This window comes from Brevibacillus sp. HB2.2, from assembly GCF_013284275.1.
In the GTDB taxonomy this organism is placed as follows: domain Bacteria; phylum Bacillota; class Bacilli; order Brevibacillales; family Brevibacillaceae; genus Brevibacillus; species Brevibacillus brevis_D.
On record NZ_JABSUV010000063.1, the window covers coordinates 1 to 20371 of the forward strand.

Genomic DNA, 20371 nt, shown 5'->3' on the forward strand with positions numbered 1-20371 from the left:
TTTCCCCGCGAATCCCTTCGGAGCGGACAGTCTCAACCCCCAGCGGGACGGAGCCTGGAGCCTAGACTGGAAATATTCTTCTCCCCACCGCAGCCTCGTACTAAAAGCAAAAAAACCGACACCCCTTCTCATCTCTAAGGGATTGTCGGTCCATTTTCATTCAAAATAGATGGAGCATCCGGTGCTTCTTCAGGGGTCGTGCGGCGTACGCTTGGTACATTTCGTGGCTCATGCTCCATTTCTGGAAAAGAGTGAACCGTCACGTACATGCTTCCATTGCTCGCGATCGCACGAATCAAGACGGGATAAGCGTATTTGTTTTGAAACACAAAATCAGGGCCGTACCAGCTCACGGTTGCATCTCGACCTGGAGGTACATACGCTACGTTTCGACTGTGGGAATAGCGCTGAATAATGTGCAGACCTGCCTGATCTACAGCATTGAACAACGTAGACGATACTTGGCAGATTCCTCCCCCGATGCCTTCCGACAGCTCTCCTCTAACAATGATAGGCGCCTGCAAATACCCTTTTTCTTTCGTACGCTGGCCCACTACCTTATTAAAAGAAAAAACTTCTCCTGGTAACACCACGTAATTGTTAATCGCCTGCGAGGCGAGCTTGATGTTGTGTACACGATTCCGGTTGCCTGCATTAAAATAAGTCGCATATTGTCCGATCCTTTTTTTCCGAACCTGACTCATGAGAGCCTTGTCTACCTTCGGGAATATCTCTTTATAGCTGACATGCATGCTTGCGGCTCCCGTACCGTAAAAATAATCGTAAAAACGTGCGTGAAATGCCAGATCATCTAGCTTTCTTCCCTTGGCTTCTGGAACGATGGCCCCGGCGTTATTAATCGTTGCATTGATCGGCTCGATGTACGCTTTTTTCGCCAACTCTTCCACCATTCGCGCAAGCTTGCTGTCATCGACCAAAGGAACGCCATCAAAGGGAAGAGCATAATCAGCCCGATTGAGGATAGCTACTGTCTTGCCCTCGAACTCTACCTGCAAAAAATTCGTTGGGTCGAGGGGATTGATTAACAGTAACAGAGCCATCGTCATAGCAAAACCCATCCGGCTGCTCACCTCCATTCTCCAACAACGATCCTCTTCCGTTCTTGTAGTATGAGCAGTCGAACGGGTTTCATTCTAGGACTTGAATACGATTAGCTCATCTTCGTCAGTCTGCTGACAATTGCTTGCGTAACTGCCCTGAGACGCTGCTGGTCCACCGCTTCCTGGTAAGCATTGTTCAACTGGTCGCGCAGCTCCTTGGCAGCGAGAAGATTCGCCGTTGCTTCCTTCACTTTTTGCTTGTATCTGACCTGAATATCCATTAATTCTTCTTCATATACCTCATCTGTGCCAGGTTCAATTGCCCGTTCATACATATCGATAACCTCATCTGTCTCTTTGCTTGGAAAATACTCATGAGGAGCGGTGCTGTCAAAAATAGCGAGGCCCTTCTCAGGAACAATTACCATATCAAGGCTGTGCGGGTCTAATCCACAGTGGTACACTTCCACGTCAAAGCCGCGTGTTTTGGCTTCCTCCACCAACTTTTTTAGCATAGTAGACTTGCCAGAGCCTGGTCTGCCCTTGATAAAGTAGCGCTTCTTCAAATGGTCGGTCAGCTTCATGATATGATCTACGGGCCCCTGCGGCGTCGCTGCCCCCAAATACATACGCCTTACCTTTGCTTTCTTTTCCAGTTGCTCCCCTCCGAAGAACAAGGCTTTTACTTCTTCCGTAACGCTATTGGCTTCTTCTCTGTTGAGGTGCTCAATGTAGGGAGCCTCCCACTCATCGTGGATGCGGAGCGCCTCGCCAAAAGCTTGGTATGCCTCTTCACTCTTCCTAAAAATCTCTTCGTACCAACTGGCAATCTGGTCTTTTTCATCCACCAGCTGATCAATGTTGACCATCGACTGCAAATTTACCTGAATTTCCTTTACACCCGGAGAAGCGGGTCTCCAAATCCGGGGATAGCTTCCATCCATGATCGCCACTTTATACTTTGGAAAAATAACACCATCAAACTGTCCGTTCACAAAAGGCGAATGAATCCACTCCACTTCATCTGTCACTCGTGCTATTTGATTGCCAATCGCTTCTATGAGCGGTGAAGTAATTCCTTCTACTGTCCCTGTCAAAATATAAACACGCTCCAAGCCTTCCAATACGGAGTCATAAAACGTCTTGTATCCTCGCGCAGTATTCCCTGCGGCATATATATGGCGGACTTTTGTGGTCATTGCCTTTCCCTCCTGTACTTCTTCTTGCTGCCATTGAATCGATGTATTGTATGCACAAAAGGGAAAATAGGCGTCTGTCTACAACCGTGAAAAAACCGCTGCCAGCTAATATTCATAGCTCACAGCGGCTTTTGGTCATTCGGGTATTATTTATTCAAATCCGTCATTTTTCCAGTAGACATATAGATAATCCATTCGCAGATGTTCGTAACATGATCGGCAATCCGTTCCAAATATTGCGCGACCAAGAGCAAATGCGTTCCTTGCGAAATGGCCTGACTGTTTTTCGTCATCAATTCAATCAGATCATGGAAAATCGTGGAGTACAGTTTATCAACAATGTCGTCGCGTGAGGCAATCTCTTCTGCCGCTTCTTTGTTGCGTGCAATATAGGCATTTAAGCAATCACGCACCATAGCCTTGACGTGATCAGCCATCATCGGAATATCGATGAGAGGTTTGACGTACGGGTCCGCCATCAAGCGTCGGGTCGTCTTGGCAATGGAAACGGCATGATCACCCATGCGCTCCAAATCCGTCACCAGCTTCAACATAGTTCCCAAGCGTCGCAAGTCACCACCGACTGGCTGCTGTAGCGCAATGAGACGGAAGCAATCGCTCTGTATTTCTTGCTCCAACTCATTGATTACAGGATCGCTTGCGATAACCTGTTCAGCCAGTTGGGCATCCCGCTCAACCAGACTCTTAATCGATTTATGAATGGCTTCTTCCACCAATGTGCCCATCGTCATGAGCTTGCGGTGCAGTACATCCTGCTGTTCTTCAAAAGCATGCCGTGACATTTCCCTCTTCCCCCTTCTTGTGTCTGACATGTCAAATGGTACAAGGCGATTGTATTGTAGAAGTAAAGCTACTATTTTGTTTGTGTAAATCTTTTTGCAGTTGTTTTTAGGTAAGGGGGAGTGTAACTGTGAAGGTTGTCCCTCTTCCTTCCTTGCTCTCCACACTAATATGCCCGTGCAAATTTTCCACGAGATGCTTCACAATTGCGAGGCCCAAACCTGTTCCACCTGAATCGCGGCTGCGGGCTTTGTCTACACGATAAAACCGCTCAAAGATACGCGTGAGCTCCTTTTCCGGAATGCCGATCCCGGTATCCATGACTTGTATAGTGATGTTTTCGCTATCTGCTTCTGTCTTGATGCTGATTTTTCCACCTTCTTGCGTATAGGCGATCGCATTCGTCAACAGATTCAGGATGATCTGCTGCAAGCAATCCTTATCGGTCATCAGCCAAATATCTGGCTTCGGTGAAGGGAGCGTGATCGTCAATTCCTTGCGCTGTGCCTGGTCATGCATAATGGCAACTGCTGAACTGATCAAATCCTGTAAGTGAACCTGACCCAGATGCAATGGGATTCGCTTTTGCTCGATTTTGGAGAGATCCAAGATATCGCGTATCATTCGGTAGAGCCGCTCGCTCTCATCCGAGATGATTTGCAGGAAATTGCGACATGTTTCCTCGTCCTGCATCGCGCCTTCAAGCAAGGTCTCCGTGAAGCCCTTGATAGAGGTAATCGGCGTACGTAGCTCATGCGATACGTTTGCTACGAATTCACTGCGCATCTTCTCCAAGCGGCGAATGTCCGTGATGTCATGCAGTACCACGACCACACCCCGCGACTCCCCCTTAAAGTTGATATAGGGAGCAAAATTCACGTCAAGGATTCGTTCCTGCGGGTAATAGATGTGTACCTCTTGACGGAACTTCTCGCTTCTATCGAGGCACCTGTCGATGTATTGGCTGAGCCCAAAGCTTTTGCCTGCCTCGATATGCAGCTTCCCTACGATCTCATGTCCAGCAGTCCCCAACAGCTTTTCAACGGCTGGATTGACCAGCATGATCCGACGTTGCTCTGAAATGAAGATCACGCCACTCGTCATATTGGTCAGCACCCCTGCCAGACGCTGCTGATTCTCCGAAATTTCGTACATCTGCTGCTCCAGGCTCGATGCCATGAAGTTGATCGCGCCTGCAAGCTGACCGATCTCATCCTTTGCTTTGATTCTCACACGGCTCTCATATTGGCGCTGTGTAATGTTGCGGGCTACCCGGGTGATCTCCTCGATCGGACGAATAATGGAAAAGGAAATGCGGGAAACGACAATCGATCCGACTACCAAAGTAACCAATAAACCAGTGAGTAAGCTGTACCACATTTTGTGGATCGTATCGGTAATATCTTTCATTGACATCGCTGAACGAACAACACCGAATATTTCGTTGTTCAGTTCAACAGGTACTGCAACGTACATCATGTCATAGCCGAGCGTCTCACTGAAACGGCGGGAAATCCCTGTTTCTCCTTGTAACGCTGCCTTCATCTCTGGTCGGTCATGGTGGTTTTCCATCTCTTCCGAATGGGAGGAGTTGTCGTACATCACTTGACCATCCTTGTCGATAATGGTGATCCGTACTTCATCTGCTGGCGCTACTTGTTTAACCCGATCCTCTAACGTCGCCTTATCAGAAAAGACGTCCGGGAATCGGACCGCCTGAGCGATGAGCTTCGACTCGCGAGACAATAGCTCATTCAGTGATTGGAGGTAGGAATTCTCAAGCACTTTGGCAAAATACATACCCATCACCAATAGTACGAGAGAGATTAAACCCAAAATAGTCAAAGTGAGTTTGATTCGAAAGCGAGTCAAGGTAAATCCTCCGTTATCCTTCCAGTTTGTATCCTAATCCGCGAACTGTTTTAATGTATTTCGGGTTCTTCGTGTCATCCTCAAGCTTTTCGCGCAAATGGCTGACATGAACGTCCACAATTCGAGAGTCCCCGATGAAATCGTAGTTCCAAACAGCGTTCAACAATTGATCGCGCGTCAGTACACGCCCTTGGTGACTCGCTAAATAGTTGAGCAGCTCGAATTCCTTTGGCGTCAGCTCGACCTTGACGTCTTTACAGAACACCTCGTACTTCTCCGGGTAAATGCGAATATCCCCGAATTGGAGCAACACCTCTTGAGGCCCTGTAGTCGCTTCTGGCGTGTTCTGAAACCGCCGCAGAATGGCTTTCACCCGGGCAATTACTTCTCGCGGGCTAAAAGGCTTTGTCAAATAATCATCGGCACCAAGCTCAAGGCCCAAAATCTTGTCGAGCTCATCATCTTTCGCTGTAAGCATCAAGATCGGCGTATTATTGCGTTCTTGGCGCAAGGTTTTGCATACGTCCATTCCATCCATCTTGGGAAGCATTAAATCAAGAATGATAAAATCAGGCTGCTCGCTCTTAACCACTTCCAAGGCCTGTTTACCGTCAAAAGCAGTTACGACCTGAAATCCTGATTTTTCAAGATTAAATTGCAATAGCTTTACAATAGAAGCTTCGTCATCCACTACCAATACTTTGATCATCTGTCTGTTTCCCCCTAGCGTTGCAATGCTTGCGCTCGATTTTCTATCCTACGTCCCCTGAAAAATACTTCTCTCTACAATACTCAGTCTGCCAATGCTGATTGCGGAAAACAAGTAATTTTTTTGTAAAGACATGCTGTTCGTACATAGAACTTAGTTGCTTGGCAATAGTATTCCTCTTTTAGGTAAAGGTACTATATTAAAAATGCCTTCAAACTGTAGTGGTCGGGAGAAGCCCTGCCACATGTTTTCCAGTCGCCTGTATCCTCTCTGCGTTCTTCCAAACATGTGACAGTGCTTTCGGACAGCTATAGATGTATATATTGCTTTTACAACGTTTTGCAAGTGGGCTCAGTGAAGTTTTCTAGAGTTTAAAATCACATCCCTTTTTCATTGAGCGCTTTTTAAAAAACTGAAAAGCTACGTGGAAGAAGCGAATTTCCAGTCCAAGCGCCTCTGGAGCCCAGCTCAGCTCCGGAATAAATGGCGGGGAATTTCAGCTTCACTTATGAAATCCTCCCTCGAAACTTCTACGTTTGAAGCGCTCCCGCCATTTATTCCGGGGCGGACAGTCATACCCCTTGCGGGGCGTAGGCCGAAGCGTAGACTGGAAATTCGCTTCTTCCGCCACCACAGCAACTTTAATAAAAAAGACGCCTTCCCAAAGAAAGGCGTCTTACATGTATTAATCTTATTTCAAAACAGCCATTACGCTGCGAACGGAGTCAGCAGATTTGTCGAGCGCTGCTTTCTCTTCGGCAGTCAGATCCAATTCGATCACTTTCTCGATCCCGTTTGTGCCGAGCAGAGTCGGTACTCCCAGGTAGAGATCGTTGTAGCCGTATTCTCCTTGCAGAAGAGCGATGGATGGTAGAATGCGTTTTTTGTCCTTGATGATGGCTTCAGCCATTTGTACCAAGGAAGCCGCAGGTGCATAGTAAGCGGAACCGTTCCCCAAAAGGTTTACGATCTCGCCGCCGCCCTTGCGGGTACGCTCTACGATCGCATCCAGACGGTCTTTCGGGATTAATTTTTCCAATGGAATACCACCAGCATAAGAGTAGCGAACCAAAGGAACCATGTCATCACCGTGACCACCCAGAACGAAGCCCGTTACGTCTTCTACAGATACGTTCAACTCCATAGCCACGAAGGTACGGAAACGAGCTGTGTCCAGAACGCCGGATTGACCAATTACACGCTCTTTCGGAAAGCCGGACGTTTTGAAGAAGGTGTACGTCATCGCGTCAACTGGGTTGGATAGTACGAGCACGATAGAGTTAGGTGCATATGTTTTTACTTGCTCTGCAACAGATTTCATAATGCCAGCATTCGTGTTAACCAAGTCATCGCGGGACATGCCTGGCTTGCGGGCAATACCAGCTGTGATGATGACGAGATCAGCATCTTTGATGTCTTCATAGTTCGCAGTACCTGTGATGCTTGCATCAAAGCCTAATACTGGCGCGGATTCCATCATGTCGAGCGCTTTACCTTTTGTTGGGTTTTCCAGTTGCGGAATGTCAACCAATACGATGTCGCCCAGTTCTTTTTGCCCCAAAATGAATGCAGTTGTTGCACCAGTGAAGCCACTACCGATAACAGCGATTTTTTTACGGTTGAATGCCATGAACTATTCCCCTCCAAAAATGTAAGTGTAAAAATTTGTACCCAAATCTATCTTACATGTTTTGAATCAGAGCGTCAGCAAACTCGGAGCATTTCAGTTCTTTTGCGCCTTCCATCAGACGAGCGAAATCGTATGTTACTGTTTTCGCGGAGATGGTTTTTTCCATGGAGTTGATGATCAGATCAGCTGCTTCGTTCCAGCCCAGGTGACGCAGCATCATTTCTCCGGACAGGATCACGGAGGATGGGTTTACTTTGTCCAGACCAGCGTATTTCGGAGCTGTACCATGAGTTGCTTCGAAGATCGCATGACCAGTCAGGTAGTTGATGTTTGCACCTGGAGCGATACCGATACCGCCTACTTGTGCAGCCAATGCATCAGATACATAGTCACCGTTCAGGTTGAGTGTTGCTACTACATCGTACTCAGCTGGACGAGTCAGGATTTGTTGCAGGAACGCGTCAGCAATAACATCTTTCACGATGATTTTGCCAGCTGCTTCTGCTTCTTTTTGTGCTTTGTCAGCGTCGCCGCCTTCAGCTTTGATACGATCGTATTGTGCCCAAGTGAATACTTTGTCGCCGAATTCTGCTTCAGCTACTGCATAACCCCAAGTTTTGAAAGCACCTTCCGTGAACTTCATGATGTTACCTTTGTGTACAAGGGTAACGGATTTGCGGTTGTTCTCGATCGCATAGTTGATCGCTGCACGAACCAGACGCTCTGTACCATCTTTGGAAACAGGCTTGATACCGATACCAGAAGTTTCTGGGAAGCGGATTTTCTTCACGCCCATTTCGTTTTGCAGGAAGTCGATTACTTTTTTCACTTCTGGAGTACCTTCAGCCCACTCTACGCCAGCGTAGATGTCTTCAGTGTTCTCACGGAAGATTACCATGTCAGTCAATTCAGGATGTTTCACTGGGGATGGAACACCATCGAAGTATTGAACAGGACGTACGCAAGCATACAGATCCAGCTCTTGACGCAGTGCTACGTTGATAGAACGGATACCACCGCCTACTGGCGTAGTCAAAGGACCTTTGATTGCGATCAGGTATTCACGAACAGCAGTCAGCGTATCTTCTGGCAGCCACTCGCTGTATTGGTTGAAGGATTTCTCACCTGCGAATACTTCGAACCAAGCGATTTTTTTCTCGCCCTTGTAAGCTTTTTCTACAGCTGCATCCAGAACGCGAACAGAAGCTTTCCAAATGTCAGGGCCAGTACCGTCACCCTCGATGAAAGGAATGACTGGATTGTTTGGAACTACCAGTTTACCGTTATCCACAGTAATTTTTTCGCCTACAGTTGGTTGCGTCAGGTTTTTAAACACAAAAAATCCCTCCAGTGTTATATATATTTGGTGATTATGAATATTTCCAGACGTAGGAGAACTACCACTCACTTGTGGTAGTTCTCAAGCTTGCGCTCAGGAGCGATCAGCCTGGCTGACCACCTGCCCTCCACGCTCGAAAATAGCGAGTTCTTAGCGGCGGTCAATTGGAACGTAGTGTTGGTTGACCGGACCGGTGTAATCCGCGCGAGGACGGATCAGGCGATTATTTTCATACTGTTCCATGATGTGTGCTGTCCAACCGGACATACGGCTGATAGCAAAAATCGGTGTGAACAGGTCCGTTTCGAGGCCGAGCGAAATGTAAACAGATGCGGAGTAGAAGTCAACGTTTGGCTTCAATCCTTTTTCACCGGAAATCATTTCATCGATCTTCACAGACATCTCAAACAGCTCAGGGCGACCGATTTGCGCGGTCAGTGCTTTGGACATTTCTTTCAGCCATTTCGCACGTGGGTCACCATCTTTGTATACACGGTGTCCGAAGCCCATGATTTTTTCCTTGTTATCCAGCTTGGTGCGGATGTAGGATTCTACATTAGCCATACCGCCGATTTCGTTCAGCATTTTCGCTACTGCTTCATTAGCGCCACCATGCAGAGGGCCTTTGAGCGTACCAATTGCAGACACGATACCGGAATAAATATCAGTCAGAGTTGCAACAGTTACGCGAGCAGAGAATGTAGATGCGTTAAACTCATGGTCAGCATGCAGGATCAGAGCAACGTCAAACGCTTTTACTGCTGTTTCTGTTGGCTCCTGGCCTGTGAGCATGTAGAGGAAGTTTTGTGCAATCGTGAAATCTGCACGTGGAGCTACTGGCTCCAAACCTTTACGCATACGCTCGTAAGCAGCGATCAAGGTAGGAGTTTGTGCCATCAGACGGATCGATTTCCGATAGTTGGCTTCTGGAGACATATCTTGCGCTTCTGTGTCGTAGAGCGCTAACGAAGAGACAGCTGTGCGCAACGCCGCCATTGGGTGTACGCCTTTTGGATAGTGGCGAACGCTTTCCAGCACTTCTTTGGCCACTGCTGCATTTTCACCCAATTGTTTTTTCAAAGCGTCCAGCTGATCACGCTTCGGTAACGCTCCATGCCAGAGCAAATATACAACCTCTTCAAAAGTTGCATGTTCTGCCAGCTCATCGATGTTGATCCCGCCATAACAAAGAACCCCATCGACGATCGAACAGATAGATGATTGAGCGGCAACAACGCCTTCAAGTCCACGAGTAGTTGTCATAGAACTCCCTCTCCTTTTCCACTCAAGTAGTAGTGCTTATCTAGTCTTCGCTTGTCCGCCATGACTGATAAACGGCCTGATCAAGTTCAAAATAGACGACTTTTTGAACATCCTATCTATGAAATTGTAAGCAGCGGTTTCTTTCATCCACCACTCTTGACAGGGAATGTATCCACGCAAATCCTCACAAGGTCATACATGAAAATGACGCTCGTGTAAGGGGAGAGGCGAGAGAAAAGAATCCACTAAGACGACCCAATTATAAAAGATTATTGCGATTTTGTGAATAAGGTTAGCGAAAAAATGTTTCGAAGGGTGAAACGGAGTTTTGTTTTTTCGCGTTCTTGCTCCACCTATGAGGCATACTGCATAATAGAAACATCAGATTATGTTCGCACCTTCGCGGCGGAAAGGAGAAATCGTTTGAATCAGGAAAACTGGGTAGAGCGCCTCTTTCAAATCATTCGCTTGTTATGGGTCTGCCTGCTTGTCTATGTAGGGATTTGGGTATTCCAACACGCAACACCTTTACTGTACCCATTTATAATCGCTTTACTCATTGCGCTCATCATCAACAAGCCCGTTACGTTTATGACCAGAAAGTTCCGGATTCCCCGCTGGCTTTCGGTCATTATCGCGCTCTTGGTTTTGATACTGCTCGCTGGCGGAGTGGCCACACTGATCATCACGGAAACGGTCGTGGAAATCGGAGAGCTGGCCAAGCGTTTGCCAGTCGTTGCACAGGAGCTGGCCCATTATTTGCAAACTACAATTTCTCAAGACTTTTTAATGGGACTGTACAATCAGATTCAGTGGTTTTATGCTCAGCTTGATCAAGGATACCAAGAGAAGCTCGCCAGTACGGTAGGCAGTGCAATCTCGACCATCACGAATGTCGGGCAGAACTTGATCGTCAAATTCCTGGATGGATTGAAAAACCTGCTTCTCTCACTCCCTAATATGGCAACAGTTTCCGTTATTTCCATCATGGGTGCCTTCTTTATCTCTAAAGATTTTTCCCTTTGGGAAGCGCGGGCTCGTCGTCTTTTGCCAACTGGGGTAAACAGCCGTCTCGATCAAATTTTCATCGATTTGCGCAATGCCTTGTTCGGATTCGTCAAGGCGCAGTTGACCCTCATCTCCTTAACCGCTGCCATCGTCATCATTGGCCTGTTGGTCATGCGTGTCGAGTACGCGATTACGATTGGCTTGATCACGGGCTTGGTCGATCTCTTGCCTTATCTTGGGACAGGGACCGTCTTTGTTCCTTGGATCATCTACATGTTTTTCAAAGGTAATTACACGATGGTCATTGGCTTATCCATTTTGTACGGGGTCGTCTTGATTTTCCGTCAAATTATCGAACCAAAAGTCGTTGCCGAAAACGTCGGTCTCGACCCGCTCCTCACGCTAGTCGCGCTGTTTGTTGGTCTCCAGCTATTCGGATTCCTGGGCTTGATCATCGGACCTGTTTCACTCGTCATGATCAACGCTTTGGTAAAAGCCAACGTCTTCGTAGATGTATGGGGCTACATCCGTGGGAGGAAAACCTGACCTCATGTAAAAAGAACCGCTTGCGAGCAGCTTGTACGTAGCTCGGAGCGGTTCTTTTTCATAAGGAATATTTGTATTAGCGGCGGAAAAACAATTGAACACGGCCAGACGAGATAAGGTTCCACAGCCAGCGCTTTAATAGATGACGAATGATCATCCGCGTGTACGGAATAAGGAAAACCAACCCAATCACATCCGTGACGAATCCAGGCAGCAAGAGCAAAATGCCACCGATCAGGATCAAGACACCATCGATAAGCGAATCGGTAGGCATTTGGCCACGCGACAACTGGTGTTGGACCATGCGGAATACTTGCATCCCCTGCTGCTTCGCAAGCCAAGCTCCCAAGATCCCCGTCAGAATGACCAGCACGACTGTATTCCAGCCGCCGATCCACGATCCAATGGTAATAAGCCCCCAAAGCTCTAAACCAAACGCAACGACAAATAGAATGGCAAAAAAGCGGAACATGCCTATTCCCCTCCTTTATGCTGGGAGTCCAACCAATCATAGATGTCAGGTACCGCTCGAGACAAGCGAATCGGCTTCAAAGCTGTGTTGGTAAATACATGCATCGTCTCACCTAACACCAACAGCTGTTGGTCAGGCAATCTAACAATCTCGTAAGCAAATGTGAGACGGACAGGACTGATTTCTTTTACACGTGTGCGTATTTCTACCTCGTCGTCATAGCGGGCGGGCTGTTTGTAAGAGATGTTCGCATCTGTAACAGGCAGAAGTACGCCTTTTTCCTCGAGCTCACGATAGGTGATTCCCGCATGACGAATCAGTTCTGTTCTTCCTACTTCAAACCAGTTCAAATAATTCGTATGGTAGACCACACCCATTTGATCGGTTTCGCCATAGCGGACACGCAATCGATGGGAATGAATAAACGGAGTCATTTTGGATCGCTCCTTTCTCTATAGGATGATTGTACCATAGTACCCCTATGTGGCTGTAGTGGTGGGGAGGAAACAGGAGAAAACGCTCAGATTCTAGGGCCACCCGCTGTGGGATTGACTGTCCGGCTCCATGAAAAAAAGCGAAACCCGCGTCCAAAGTGGTCCATTCAGGGGGTGTCTCAGAGGTGGACGCTAAAAGCTTGTTTCTCTTTTTTTCATTGCACCTCGGGCGGTGTCCCTATGATCTTCGCTTTTTTCTCCTGTTTCCTCTACGAGCTTTCCGTTTTTTAACGGGCTTTAAAGATTTAAAAGAATGAAGAAATGTCCTCAGTCACGACAGAGAAGAATATTTCCAGACGTAGCTACTTGTGGAGTCCTACCGAGCGGAGAAGGGATTCGCGGGCATCAGAAACGCAACCGTGCCCACGCGACGTAGCGGCTACCACTTTTGCGTTTCCCCGCGAATCCCTTCGGAGCGGACAGTCTCAGCCCTCAGCAGGACGGAGCCTGGAGCCTAGACTGGAAATATTCTTCTCTTCACCGCAGCCGCATAAATCTCAATTCAAAGTAATCAAATAGGATTTAACAATTTAAAGATTGACAAAGGCATGAACGACCACTACTATGAATCCATGAAATCCGATTAACATAAAGGGGATTACAACATGAAAAAAGTCATTCTTTCTACCTTACTCTCTTGCCTGCTACTGGGAATGGTTGGCTGCAGCACTTCCGGTTCTCCTTCTCAGCCGAATAATACGACTCCACCTGCTGATCAAGCAGCTTCGCAAAATTTGCTGGAAAAAGTGAAAGCCGAGAAGAAACTCGTCATTGGTACGGAAGGTACATACTCTCCGTTTACGTACCATGATCAGTCGGGCACATTGACTGGCTATGATGTGGAAGTAATCACGGAGGTTGCCAAGCGACTCGGTGTAGAGCCTGTGTTCCAGGAAACCCAGTGGGATGCCATGTTTGCGGGACTCGACTCCAAGCGCTTTGACGTCATTGCCAATCAGGTAGGAATCCGTCCTGATCGTCAGGAAAAATACGATTTCTCCAAGCCATATACGATTTCCCGTGCGGTTTTGGTTACGCACAAGGACAATAACACCGTCAAAGACTTCAAGGATATTAAAGGCTTAAAAGCCGGACAATCCATGACCAGTAACTACGCTGATCTCGCACGCTCCCATGAAGCAGAAATCGTCGGTGTAGACAACTTCAATCAAGCGATTGACCTGATCGCGCAAAAACGCGTGGACGTTGTGATTAATGATAATTTGTCGGTGCTTGATTTCCTGAAGCAAAAGCCGGATACGCCAATCAAAGTCGTGGCCAAAAATACAGAGGGTCAACCAACCGCTTTCATGTTCCGTAAAGGAAGCACAGAACTAACTGACGCGATTAACAAGGTGCTCGATGAAATGCAGCAGGACGGTACCCTTTCCAAAATTTCCACCAAATGGTTCGGCGAAGATATCACGAAGTAATTCTTAGCCGTTGACAAAATTGTCTGTCCCTTTTAGTATGTTCCTATTCAAATTCACATCGGTTTAGTGGGGGTTACTTTATGAAAAAACTATTATTTTCCCTTCTCGCTTCCACTCTGTTAGTCGCATTGGCAGGTTGCGGGTCGTCTTCAACAGGACAGGCACCGCAAAATAATGCCGCTCCTGCCCCAACAGAAGAGAAAAAAGAACAAAACTTGTTGGAAAAAGTAAAAGCTGACGGTAAAATGCTGATCGGAACCGAGGGCACATACGCGCCGTTTACGTTCCACGATCAGTCTGGCAAGCTGACAGGCTATGATGTGGAGGTCGTGACAGAGGTAGCAAAGCGCATCGGCGTCGAGCCTGTGTTTCAAGAAACACAATGGGATGCCATGTTCGCTGGACTTGACTCCAAGCGCTTTGATGTCGTAGCGAATCAGGTAGGCATTCGCCCTGATCGTCAGGAAAAATACGATTTCTCCAATCCATATACCGTTTCCACAGCAGTCCTTGTCACCCATAAAGACAACACGACCGTAAAAGGCTTTGCGGACATTAAAGGTCTGAAGGCAGCGCAAACATTAACGAGCAACCTCACAGATATCGCGAAGAAAAACGGAGCGGAAATCGTCGGTGTGGAAGGCTTTAACCAAGCGATTGACCTGCTTGTTTCCAAGCGTGTAGACGTTACAATCAACGATGGGATTTCCCTGTTGGACTTCATGAAGCAAAAACCTGATGTTCCGATCAAAATTATCGCAAAAGATCCGAACGTAGCGAAAAACGGCTTCCTTTTCCGCAAGGGCAGCACAGAGCTGGTTGATGCATTCAACAAAGCACTGGATGACATGACGAAAGATGGTACCCTCGCAAAAATATCAGAGAAATGGTTTGGTGCAGATGTCTCTAAGTAGCTTCTTTGAAAACCCAGAACGCCTGAACCGATGGATCGATATCGCGCAAAGCTCCTTTCTTCCTCTGTTGAAAGGAGCCTTGCTCTATTCTTTAACAATCGCCATTGCTGCCTTTTTCATTGGTCTGATCCTTGCCGTTCTCACTGCGCTGGCACGACTATCCGGCATTAAGCCGCTGATTGGCATCGCCCGCTTTTATGTATCGATCATTCGCGGTACCCCGCTATTGGTCCAATTGTTCATCATTTTTTATGGCTTGCCGAGCGTCGGCTTAATGATCGATCCGATACCATCAGCAATCATCGGCTTCTCTCTCAGCGTCGGTGCCTACTCTTCCGAGGTAGTACGTGCCGCGATCTTGTCGATTCAAAAAGGGCAATGGGAAGCAGCCTACTCTCTGGGAATGACCTACTGGCAAGCACTGCGCAGGGTCGTGCTCCCTCAGGCAGCTCGCGTCTCCATTCCTCCTTTGTCCAACTCGTTTATCAGTTTGGTCAAGGATACTTCGCTGGCTTCGGTCGTTCTCGTACCGGAAATGTTTCGCAAAGCCCAAGAAGTCGTTGCTGCGACATATGAGCCGTTGCTCGTCTATGCGGAAGCGGCCCTTATCTACTGGGTGATTTGCTTCATACTCTCCATTATCCAGGATCGCATCGAAAACAAGCTGGACCGTTATGTCTAAAAAGCAGGTGAAAACGAATGATTACGATCACGGATGTGCATAAACAATTCAACACCTTACATGTGCTCAAAGGCATTTCCCTCTCGGTGGAAAAAGGAAAGGTAGTCGTTATCATCGGTCCTTCTGGCTCCGGGAAAACAACCTTGCTTCGCTGCCTGAATGCACTTGAGGTTCCGACCAGCGGCAGCGTCCAGATCGGGGACGTCAAGCTGGATTTTTCCAAAAAAGTTGAGCGAACAAGTATTCCGAAGCTGCGGAAGCAAACCGGCATGGTGTTTCAAAACTACAATCTGTTCCCGCATATGACAGCCGTTGAAAATGTGATGGAGGGATCTGTCACTGTCAAAAAAGAAGACAAAGAAAAAGCACGTGCGAAAGCCGCTGCTCTCCTGACAAAGGTTGGTCTCGGTGACAAGCTGGACCATTTTCCTGCACAGTTATCTGGCGGACAGCAGCAGCGCGTAGGGATTGCTCGGGCACTGGCAATGGACCCGCAAGTCATGCTATTTGACGAGCCTACTTCCGCTCTCGACCCGGAGCTCGTTGGCGAAGTGTTGAAGGTGATGAAGGAGCTAGCCCAGGAAGGAATGACAATGATCGTCGTCACACACGAGATGGGGTTCGCCCGCGAAGTTGCCGACGAGGTGATTTTCATGGACCAAGGCGTCATCGTGGAGCGAGATACCCCTTCCCACTTGTTCGCAAAGCCGCGTGAGGAACGCACACGTCAGTTTTTGCAGCATTTGAAGTAGTAACCAAAAAAAAGACTCTGTCTCTCGTATAAGAGCACAGAGTCTTTTCTTTGCAATCGTACCTTAATCATCAAAGAAGCAAATTACTAGAAAAATAATAATGAGAATCCAAATGAACCCGCCACCAAAAAAGCCGAAACCATCGCGATTGCAACCCATGATCTTCTCTCCTCCTCTCATTGAGATCAGATGGAAGCACCGATCTGCTGGCAAGGATCAGTACTGCATTCAGCTTATGACAGCCGCATCTCCCCTGTATGGATGCCTGTCTATTCCAGCGATCAAAAAGAAAAAAAACGGGTGCTTGCCCCTCGGCATTTAGACAAAACCTAAAAATTAACAAATGCTTCATGTTCTCTCTACTCTTCCTTAACATCAGACAACTATCATGAATGTGTCAGACCCTACGATGGACATTACGTCCTCCATTTCCGCCCGAATAGCCCCCTTCTACATCGGGCGGGCTTTTTTTCTTTGCCGCAAACCTATAAAATATGGATAAATAGACCATTTTCAGCGGAGAGAGGGATCATTTGTGGAAGGGTATAAACAGGCGTTAGCGCAATATATGGATGCTACTAATACACATGACTTTGCCAATGTAGAGAAAGTGCTTCATCCGAATGCCATTTACTGGTTTTCCGACAAGACTTGTACATCCATGAGTGAGATCCGCGCTTACTTTGAAAATGCATGGCATCTGATCAAGGATGAAGTTTATGCGGCTACGGATGTCCAGTGGATTTCCGTCGATCAAAGATCCGCTAGCTGTGTATATACGTATCAATACCAAGGCTATTACAACGGGGAATTCGTCAAGGGAAGTGGCAGAGCCACGAATATTTTCACGAAAACGGAGACAGATGAATGGAAGCTCATTCATGAGCATTTGAGCGGCAAAGTTGAGTAAGCAAAAAAGAAAAGCCTCGCTAGGAAGCAAGGCTTTCTTGAAAGGTTGAGACCCCTACATTACAAGGGGTCTCATTTTTTATCCATTAAAAAGGGATTCGCTTTGAATGAATCACATAGTGATGTTGTGCAGCCCACTCTTGGAGACCATCCCAGAATGCTTCGCAAACGGTAACGATTTTTGCTGGATCAGTCAGATCTCCCGCCATTACCAATCTGGCTACCTGATCGTATCCAGCCGGGCGATGCGGTAATTCGAGCGCTTCTGGCAAAACCTTGGCCCCTGTCGAGTACAGCTTTCGGTTATGCAGCCCGATCAACATCGCACCGTATTGGGCAAATTGCATGGCCAAATAGGGCAGATAGGTATGTGGGCCATTTAGATTTACGTTTCGCAACTTGCCAATAAACTCGTACATTTCCCCTACGAGAATACCGTTGATATTCTCTGTGAACTCTTCCTGCGATGGTGATTCTGCTGCTTTTTTGAGCGTTTCAAAAAAGCCCTTCGGATCGTATAGACTCAGCGGAGAAAAGAATGGTCCATGCGTCAGCGGCCAATCATCCTCGACAGTAGACGCAGTGTTCAGCAAAACATCTGCACTGCACACATTCACTTCCGCCTTCCAAGGTCCCGCTGACCATTCGTAGCTAAATTCTATTTCTTCCCCTGTTTCTTCTAGTACACAAAACATCTCGATATCCGAATAAGGGCCGTCTGTCCCACGAGAAATAGAACCATACACCCCAATGGCCAGAATCTTTTCTTTGTACACGTCATGCAATCTCGCAGCAATTTCTTGGCAGGTTTGAAATCGTTCACTTCGAGACATTTTTACAGGTCCATTCATGTTCATTTACGTACATCTCCCTTGATATTTTTTGAGGTGAGCTGACACAAATACATGAATGGAGGACCTCGGGATTAACGGGGGACTTTTTTTGGATGCATGTGAACTTCCTCCCATCGACCAGATCGTACAGTTTGTCATGATATGCATTTATTTTACCAAGGAAAGGAAAATCTTACGAGTGATGATTATGGATGGCGGAAGCCTGCGCGTTGTCGATGGCCGATTGAATATACGCTTGTAGCGTATCGATGAAGGTACGAGCGGCGAACCCCATATATTTATCCTTGCGATAAACCAGACAGATGTCTTGGCTGGGTGTCGGATGCAAGAGATTGATGATCGCAATCTCGTCGTCGTTTACGTTTTGCAGCAGTAAGCTAGGCAGGATACAGCCACCGATCCCCTTTTTTACAAGACTCAATTGAGACTGGAGTGTGGTGGTTTCGATATGAGGCTGCAAACGAAAGCCTTCCTGTATGCAATAGCGATTGATGAGCTGTCTTGCTTGATGATCCGGCGGAAACATCACCATTTTTACCTCTTGAAGCTGCCCAAACTTGATTGCCTTTTCCTTGGCGAGTGGATGTGTGCGATGAACGGCAAGCGCGAACTCTTCATGAAATAGCGGAATGACAGTGATTCTCTCATCCGGCTCAGGTAACACAGTCACGCCCAAATCAATCTCACCGGATGTGATTTGCTCCACGATTCGTGTAGACTCTATGACGGATAAGGATGTTTTCGGATACAAGCGGTGGAATTCTACAAGAAGAGCATCAAACAACAGGTCAGCATCGCCAGGCAGGACACCGATTGTGAGCGTGCCTCCTTCGTTGTTTTTCATGGCTGCAATTGCTTCACGTGCGTAGTCGATATGGGAAAAAACATGCCGACTCTGTTCCAGCAATACTTTTCCTGCTTCTGTCAGCGTGATTCGCTTGCCCAAGCGGTCAAACAGCGGGACACCCAGCTCGTTCTCTAAAAACTTGATTTGCTGGCTGAGATTGGACTGAGAGGTACACAGCTTTTCTGAGGCCCGGGAGAAATGCATTTCCTCACATATTGCCATAAAATACTCCAATTGCCTGAGCTCCATTGCTTCACCCCTTGCGCCCATGATCATTTTTACTAATCATTCTAATCGGAAAAGCATGATTGTTGCGTTTTCCCCTACGACGTACACTTTAGATGACGGTAAGAGCGCTGTCAATCATAGGAAAATGATAGGGAGGTTTTGTCTTATGTCTCAAAGCATGATCACTTCTGCCACATCCGTTCGTCAAATTGGTCTGCAGCAGATTCCCATGATTCCTGAGGAGCTATTGGATGTTCAATCTCCCGCTTTTTCAAATACACTTCGCTGGAATATCGGGCATATCGTCTTTTGTTTTCAGCATTTCCTGTCCATCGGCTTGCCTTACCAATCTGACCTGCCCGCTACTTACGCTACTCTTTTTCAGACGGGAACGAAGCCTTCTGACTGGACGACTGCACCTCCCTCGAAAGATGAACTGATTCACTACTTGTCCGTACAACTAGATCTGCTGGCCTCCGTTACCCCTGAGCAGCTAGAAGCAGCTTTGCCTGCCCCCATTACAATGGGTCCCTTCCAATTTACGACGGTAGGAGAAGTCTTTAACTTTGCCCTCATGCACGAGTCCATCCATCTAGGAATCATTTCCAGTATGGTAAAAGTCATCGCACAGGAAGCAGCAGCAAAGTAGTTACAAAAAAACGAGACCATCGAATGGTCTCGTTTTTTCGTTTATTCGAACCGAGTGAACTTTTCTTCGGCAGGTGTGCGTGTGCGAGCTGCTGGTACATTTTCCTGATCGAAAAAACCGAGGTGCAGGAAACCAACGATTTTCTCTCCTGGCGAAACACCCAAAATAGCGTGTGCCTTCGGGTCCCAGTTGTGCACGTTTGTTTTCCAGACGACGCCTAGTCCACGCTCCCATGCGAGCAACTGGAAGTTTTGAATGAGAGCAGCCGTCGCACTGAAATCTTCTTCCCATTGTTTTTGGCGCGGATCTTCTTTCATGATAACAACCAAATAAGCTGCTGGCTGGTTGTACATGTCTCTGCGCGCCTGATGGGCTTCTGGCGGATAGCAGGTGATCAACTTCTCGACAAACGCTTCTTTTTTCTCTGAAGATACAAACATAAATCTCCATGGCTCACGAATACAATGGTTCGGCGCGTACACTGCGTCATTCAACAGCTCCAGAACAAGTTCTTCGGGCACAGGATCTGGCTTATAGTCTTTTTTTATAGAGCGGCGCTCTCGAATGATTTTGGCAATAGACACAAAGGTCACCCTCTTCTCTTGACTTCCAAACTTTGATAATGGTTATCACTCTTATTTAGAACATATGTTATCGTGTACACTCGGCAAAATCAAGTACGAAGTAAACGAAACTGCACACCATCATG

Annotated in this window: 20 protein-coding genes; 7 read left to right on the forward strand and 13 right to left on the reverse strand. The window is 47.3% G+C overall.

The window, feature by feature from the left end; all coding sequences use genetic code 11:
* Positions 1-134: 134 nt before the first annotated feature.
* The 8 genes from HP401_RS28240 to citZ all read right to left on the reverse strand — a co-directional run bounded on the left by HP401_RS28240 (position 135) and on the right by citZ (position 9874).
* Positions 135-1079: a VanW family protein gene (locus HP401_RS28240; protein ID WP_173607443.1), complete on the reverse strand. Its 945-nt coding sequence runs from the start codon at positions 1077-1079 to the stop codon at positions 135-137.
* 92 nt (positions 1080-1171) lie between these two features.
* On the reverse strand, positions 1172-2260 hold the full coding sequence (locus tag HP401_RS28245; protein WP_173607444.1) for a PRK06851 family protein: 1089 nt from the start codon (positions 2258-2260) through the stop codon (positions 1172-1174).
* Positions 2261-2406: 146 nt separating this feature from the next.
* On the reverse strand, positions 2407-3063 hold the full coding sequence (gene phoU, locus HP401_RS28250) for a phosphate signaling complex protein PhoU (protein WP_016738714.1): 657 nt from the start codon (positions 3061-3063) through the stop codon (positions 2407-2409).
* Between the two features lie 106 nt (positions 3064-3169).
* A complete protein-coding gene (pnpS, locus tag HP401_RS28255; RefSeq protein WP_012685120.1) occupies positions 3170-4933 on the reverse strand; it encodes a two-component system histidine kinase PnpS in 1764 nt (587 codons plus the stop codon).
* 13 nt (positions 4934-4946) lie between these two features.
* Positions 4947-5642 (reverse strand): response regulator transcription factor, encoded by a 696-nt coding sequence (locus HP401_RS28260; RefSeq protein WP_064201329.1) that lies wholly within the window; start codon positions 5640-5642, stop codon positions 4947-4949.
* 691 nt (positions 5643-6333) lie between these two features.
* Positions 6334-7272, reverse strand: coding sequence for a malate dehydrogenase (gene mdh, locus HP401_RS28265; protein WP_173607445.1), 939 nt, complete (start codon positions 7270-7272; stop codon positions 6334-6336).
* A gap of 52 nt (positions 7273-7324) precedes the next feature.
* A complete protein-coding gene (gene icd / locus HP401_RS28270; protein WP_012685116.1) occupies positions 7325-8608 on the reverse strand; it encodes an NADP-dependent isocitrate dehydrogenase in 1284 nt (427 codons plus the stop codon).
* 153 nt (positions 8609-8761) lie between these two features.
* Positions 8762-9874 (reverse strand): citrate synthase, encoded by a 1113-nt coding sequence (gene citZ / locus HP401_RS28275; protein WP_012685115.1) that lies wholly within the window; start codon positions 9872-9874, stop codon positions 8762-8764.
* 423 nt (positions 9875-10297) lie between these two features.
* Here citZ and ytvI point away from each other — a divergent pair, with 423 nt between their 5' ends.
* Positions 10298-11428: a sporulation integral membrane protein YtvI gene (gene ytvI / locus HP401_RS28280; protein WP_173607446.1), complete on the forward strand. Its 1131-nt coding sequence runs from the start codon at positions 10298-10300 to the stop codon at positions 11426-11428.
* A gap of 76 nt (positions 11429-11504) precedes the next feature.
* On the opposite strand, the gene HP401_RS28285 is transcribed toward ytvI, so the two are convergent.
* Together HP401_RS28285 and HP401_RS28290 are read right to left on the reverse strand one after the other, a co-directional pair.
* On the reverse strand, positions 11505-11900 hold the full coding sequence (locus HP401_RS28285; RefSeq protein ID WP_012685113.1) for an FxsA family protein: 396 nt from the start codon (positions 11898-11900) through the stop codon (positions 11505-11507).
* A 2-nt stretch (positions 11901-11902) separates the two neighbouring features.
* On the reverse strand, positions 11903-12334 hold the full coding sequence (locus HP401_RS28290) for an acyl-CoA thioesterase (protein ID WP_012685112.1): 432 nt from the start codon (positions 12332-12334) through the stop codon (positions 11903-11905).
* A gap of 665 nt (positions 12335-12999) precedes the next feature.
* Here HP401_RS28290 and HP401_RS28295 point away from each other — a divergent pair.
* The 5 genes from HP401_RS28295 (at position 13000) to HP401_RS28315 (ending at position 17085) form a co-directional block, all read left to right on the forward strand.
* Positions 13000-13827 (forward strand): amino acid ABC transporter substrate-binding protein, encoded by an 828-nt coding sequence (locus HP401_RS28295; protein WP_173607447.1) that lies wholly within the window; start codon positions 13000-13002, stop codon positions 13825-13827.
* A gap of 80 nt (positions 13828-13907) precedes the next feature.
* Positions 13908-14741, forward strand: a complete 834-nt coding sequence (locus tag HP401_RS28300) for an amino acid ABC transporter substrate-binding protein (RefSeq protein ID WP_173607448.1) — start codon at positions 13908-13910, stop codon at positions 14739-14741.
* Complete coding sequence (locus HP401_RS28305) at positions 14728-15423, forward strand: amino acid ABC transporter permease (protein WP_173607455.1); 696 nt, start codon at positions 14728-14730, stop codon at positions 15421-15423. Before HP401_RS28300 ends, HP401_RS28305 begins: the two co-directional genes overlap by 14 nt.
* Positions 15424-15440: 17 nt before the next feature.
* Complete coding sequence (locus HP401_RS28310; protein WP_173607449.1) at positions 15441-16175, forward strand: amino acid ABC transporter ATP-binding protein; 735 nt, start codon at positions 15441-15443, stop codon at positions 16173-16175.
* A gap of 535 nt (positions 16176-16710) precedes the next feature.
* Positions 16711-17085, forward strand: coding sequence for a YybH family protein (locus HP401_RS28315; protein ID WP_173607450.1), 375 nt, complete (start codon positions 16711-16713; stop codon positions 17083-17085).
* Between the two features lie 85 nt (positions 17086-17170).
* Here the strand turns inward: HP401_RS28315 and HP401_RS28320 are convergent, their stop codons facing one another.
* On the reverse strand, positions 17171-17941 hold the full coding sequence (locus HP401_RS28320) for an ANT(4')-I family aminoglycoside nucleotidyltransferase (RefSeq protein ID WP_173607451.1): 771 nt from the start codon (positions 17939-17941) through the stop codon (positions 17171-17173).
* A 169-nt stretch (positions 17942-18110) separates the two neighbouring features.
* Positions 18111-19034 carry a LysR family transcriptional regulator gene (locus HP401_RS28325; RefSeq protein ID WP_173607452.1) on the reverse strand — a complete coding sequence of 308 codons (924 nt, stop codon included), beginning with the start codon at positions 19032-19034 and terminating at the stop codon, positions 18111-18113.
* A 145-nt stretch (positions 19035-19179) separates the two neighbouring features.
* On the opposite strand from HP401_RS28325, the gene HP401_RS28330 reads away from it, so the two are divergent.
* On the forward strand, positions 19180-19662 hold the full coding sequence (locus HP401_RS28330) for a DinB family protein (protein ID WP_173607453.1): 483 nt from the start codon (positions 19180-19182) through the stop codon (positions 19660-19662).
* Between the two features lie 41 nt (positions 19663-19703).
* On the opposite strand, the gene HP401_RS28335 is transcribed toward HP401_RS28330, so the two are convergent.
* Positions 19704-20255 (reverse strand): nitroreductase family protein, encoded by a 552-nt coding sequence (locus tag HP401_RS28335; protein ID WP_173607454.1) that lies wholly within the window; start codon positions 20253-20255, stop codon positions 19704-19706.
* Between the last annotated feature and the right edge of the window lie 116 nt (positions 20256-20371).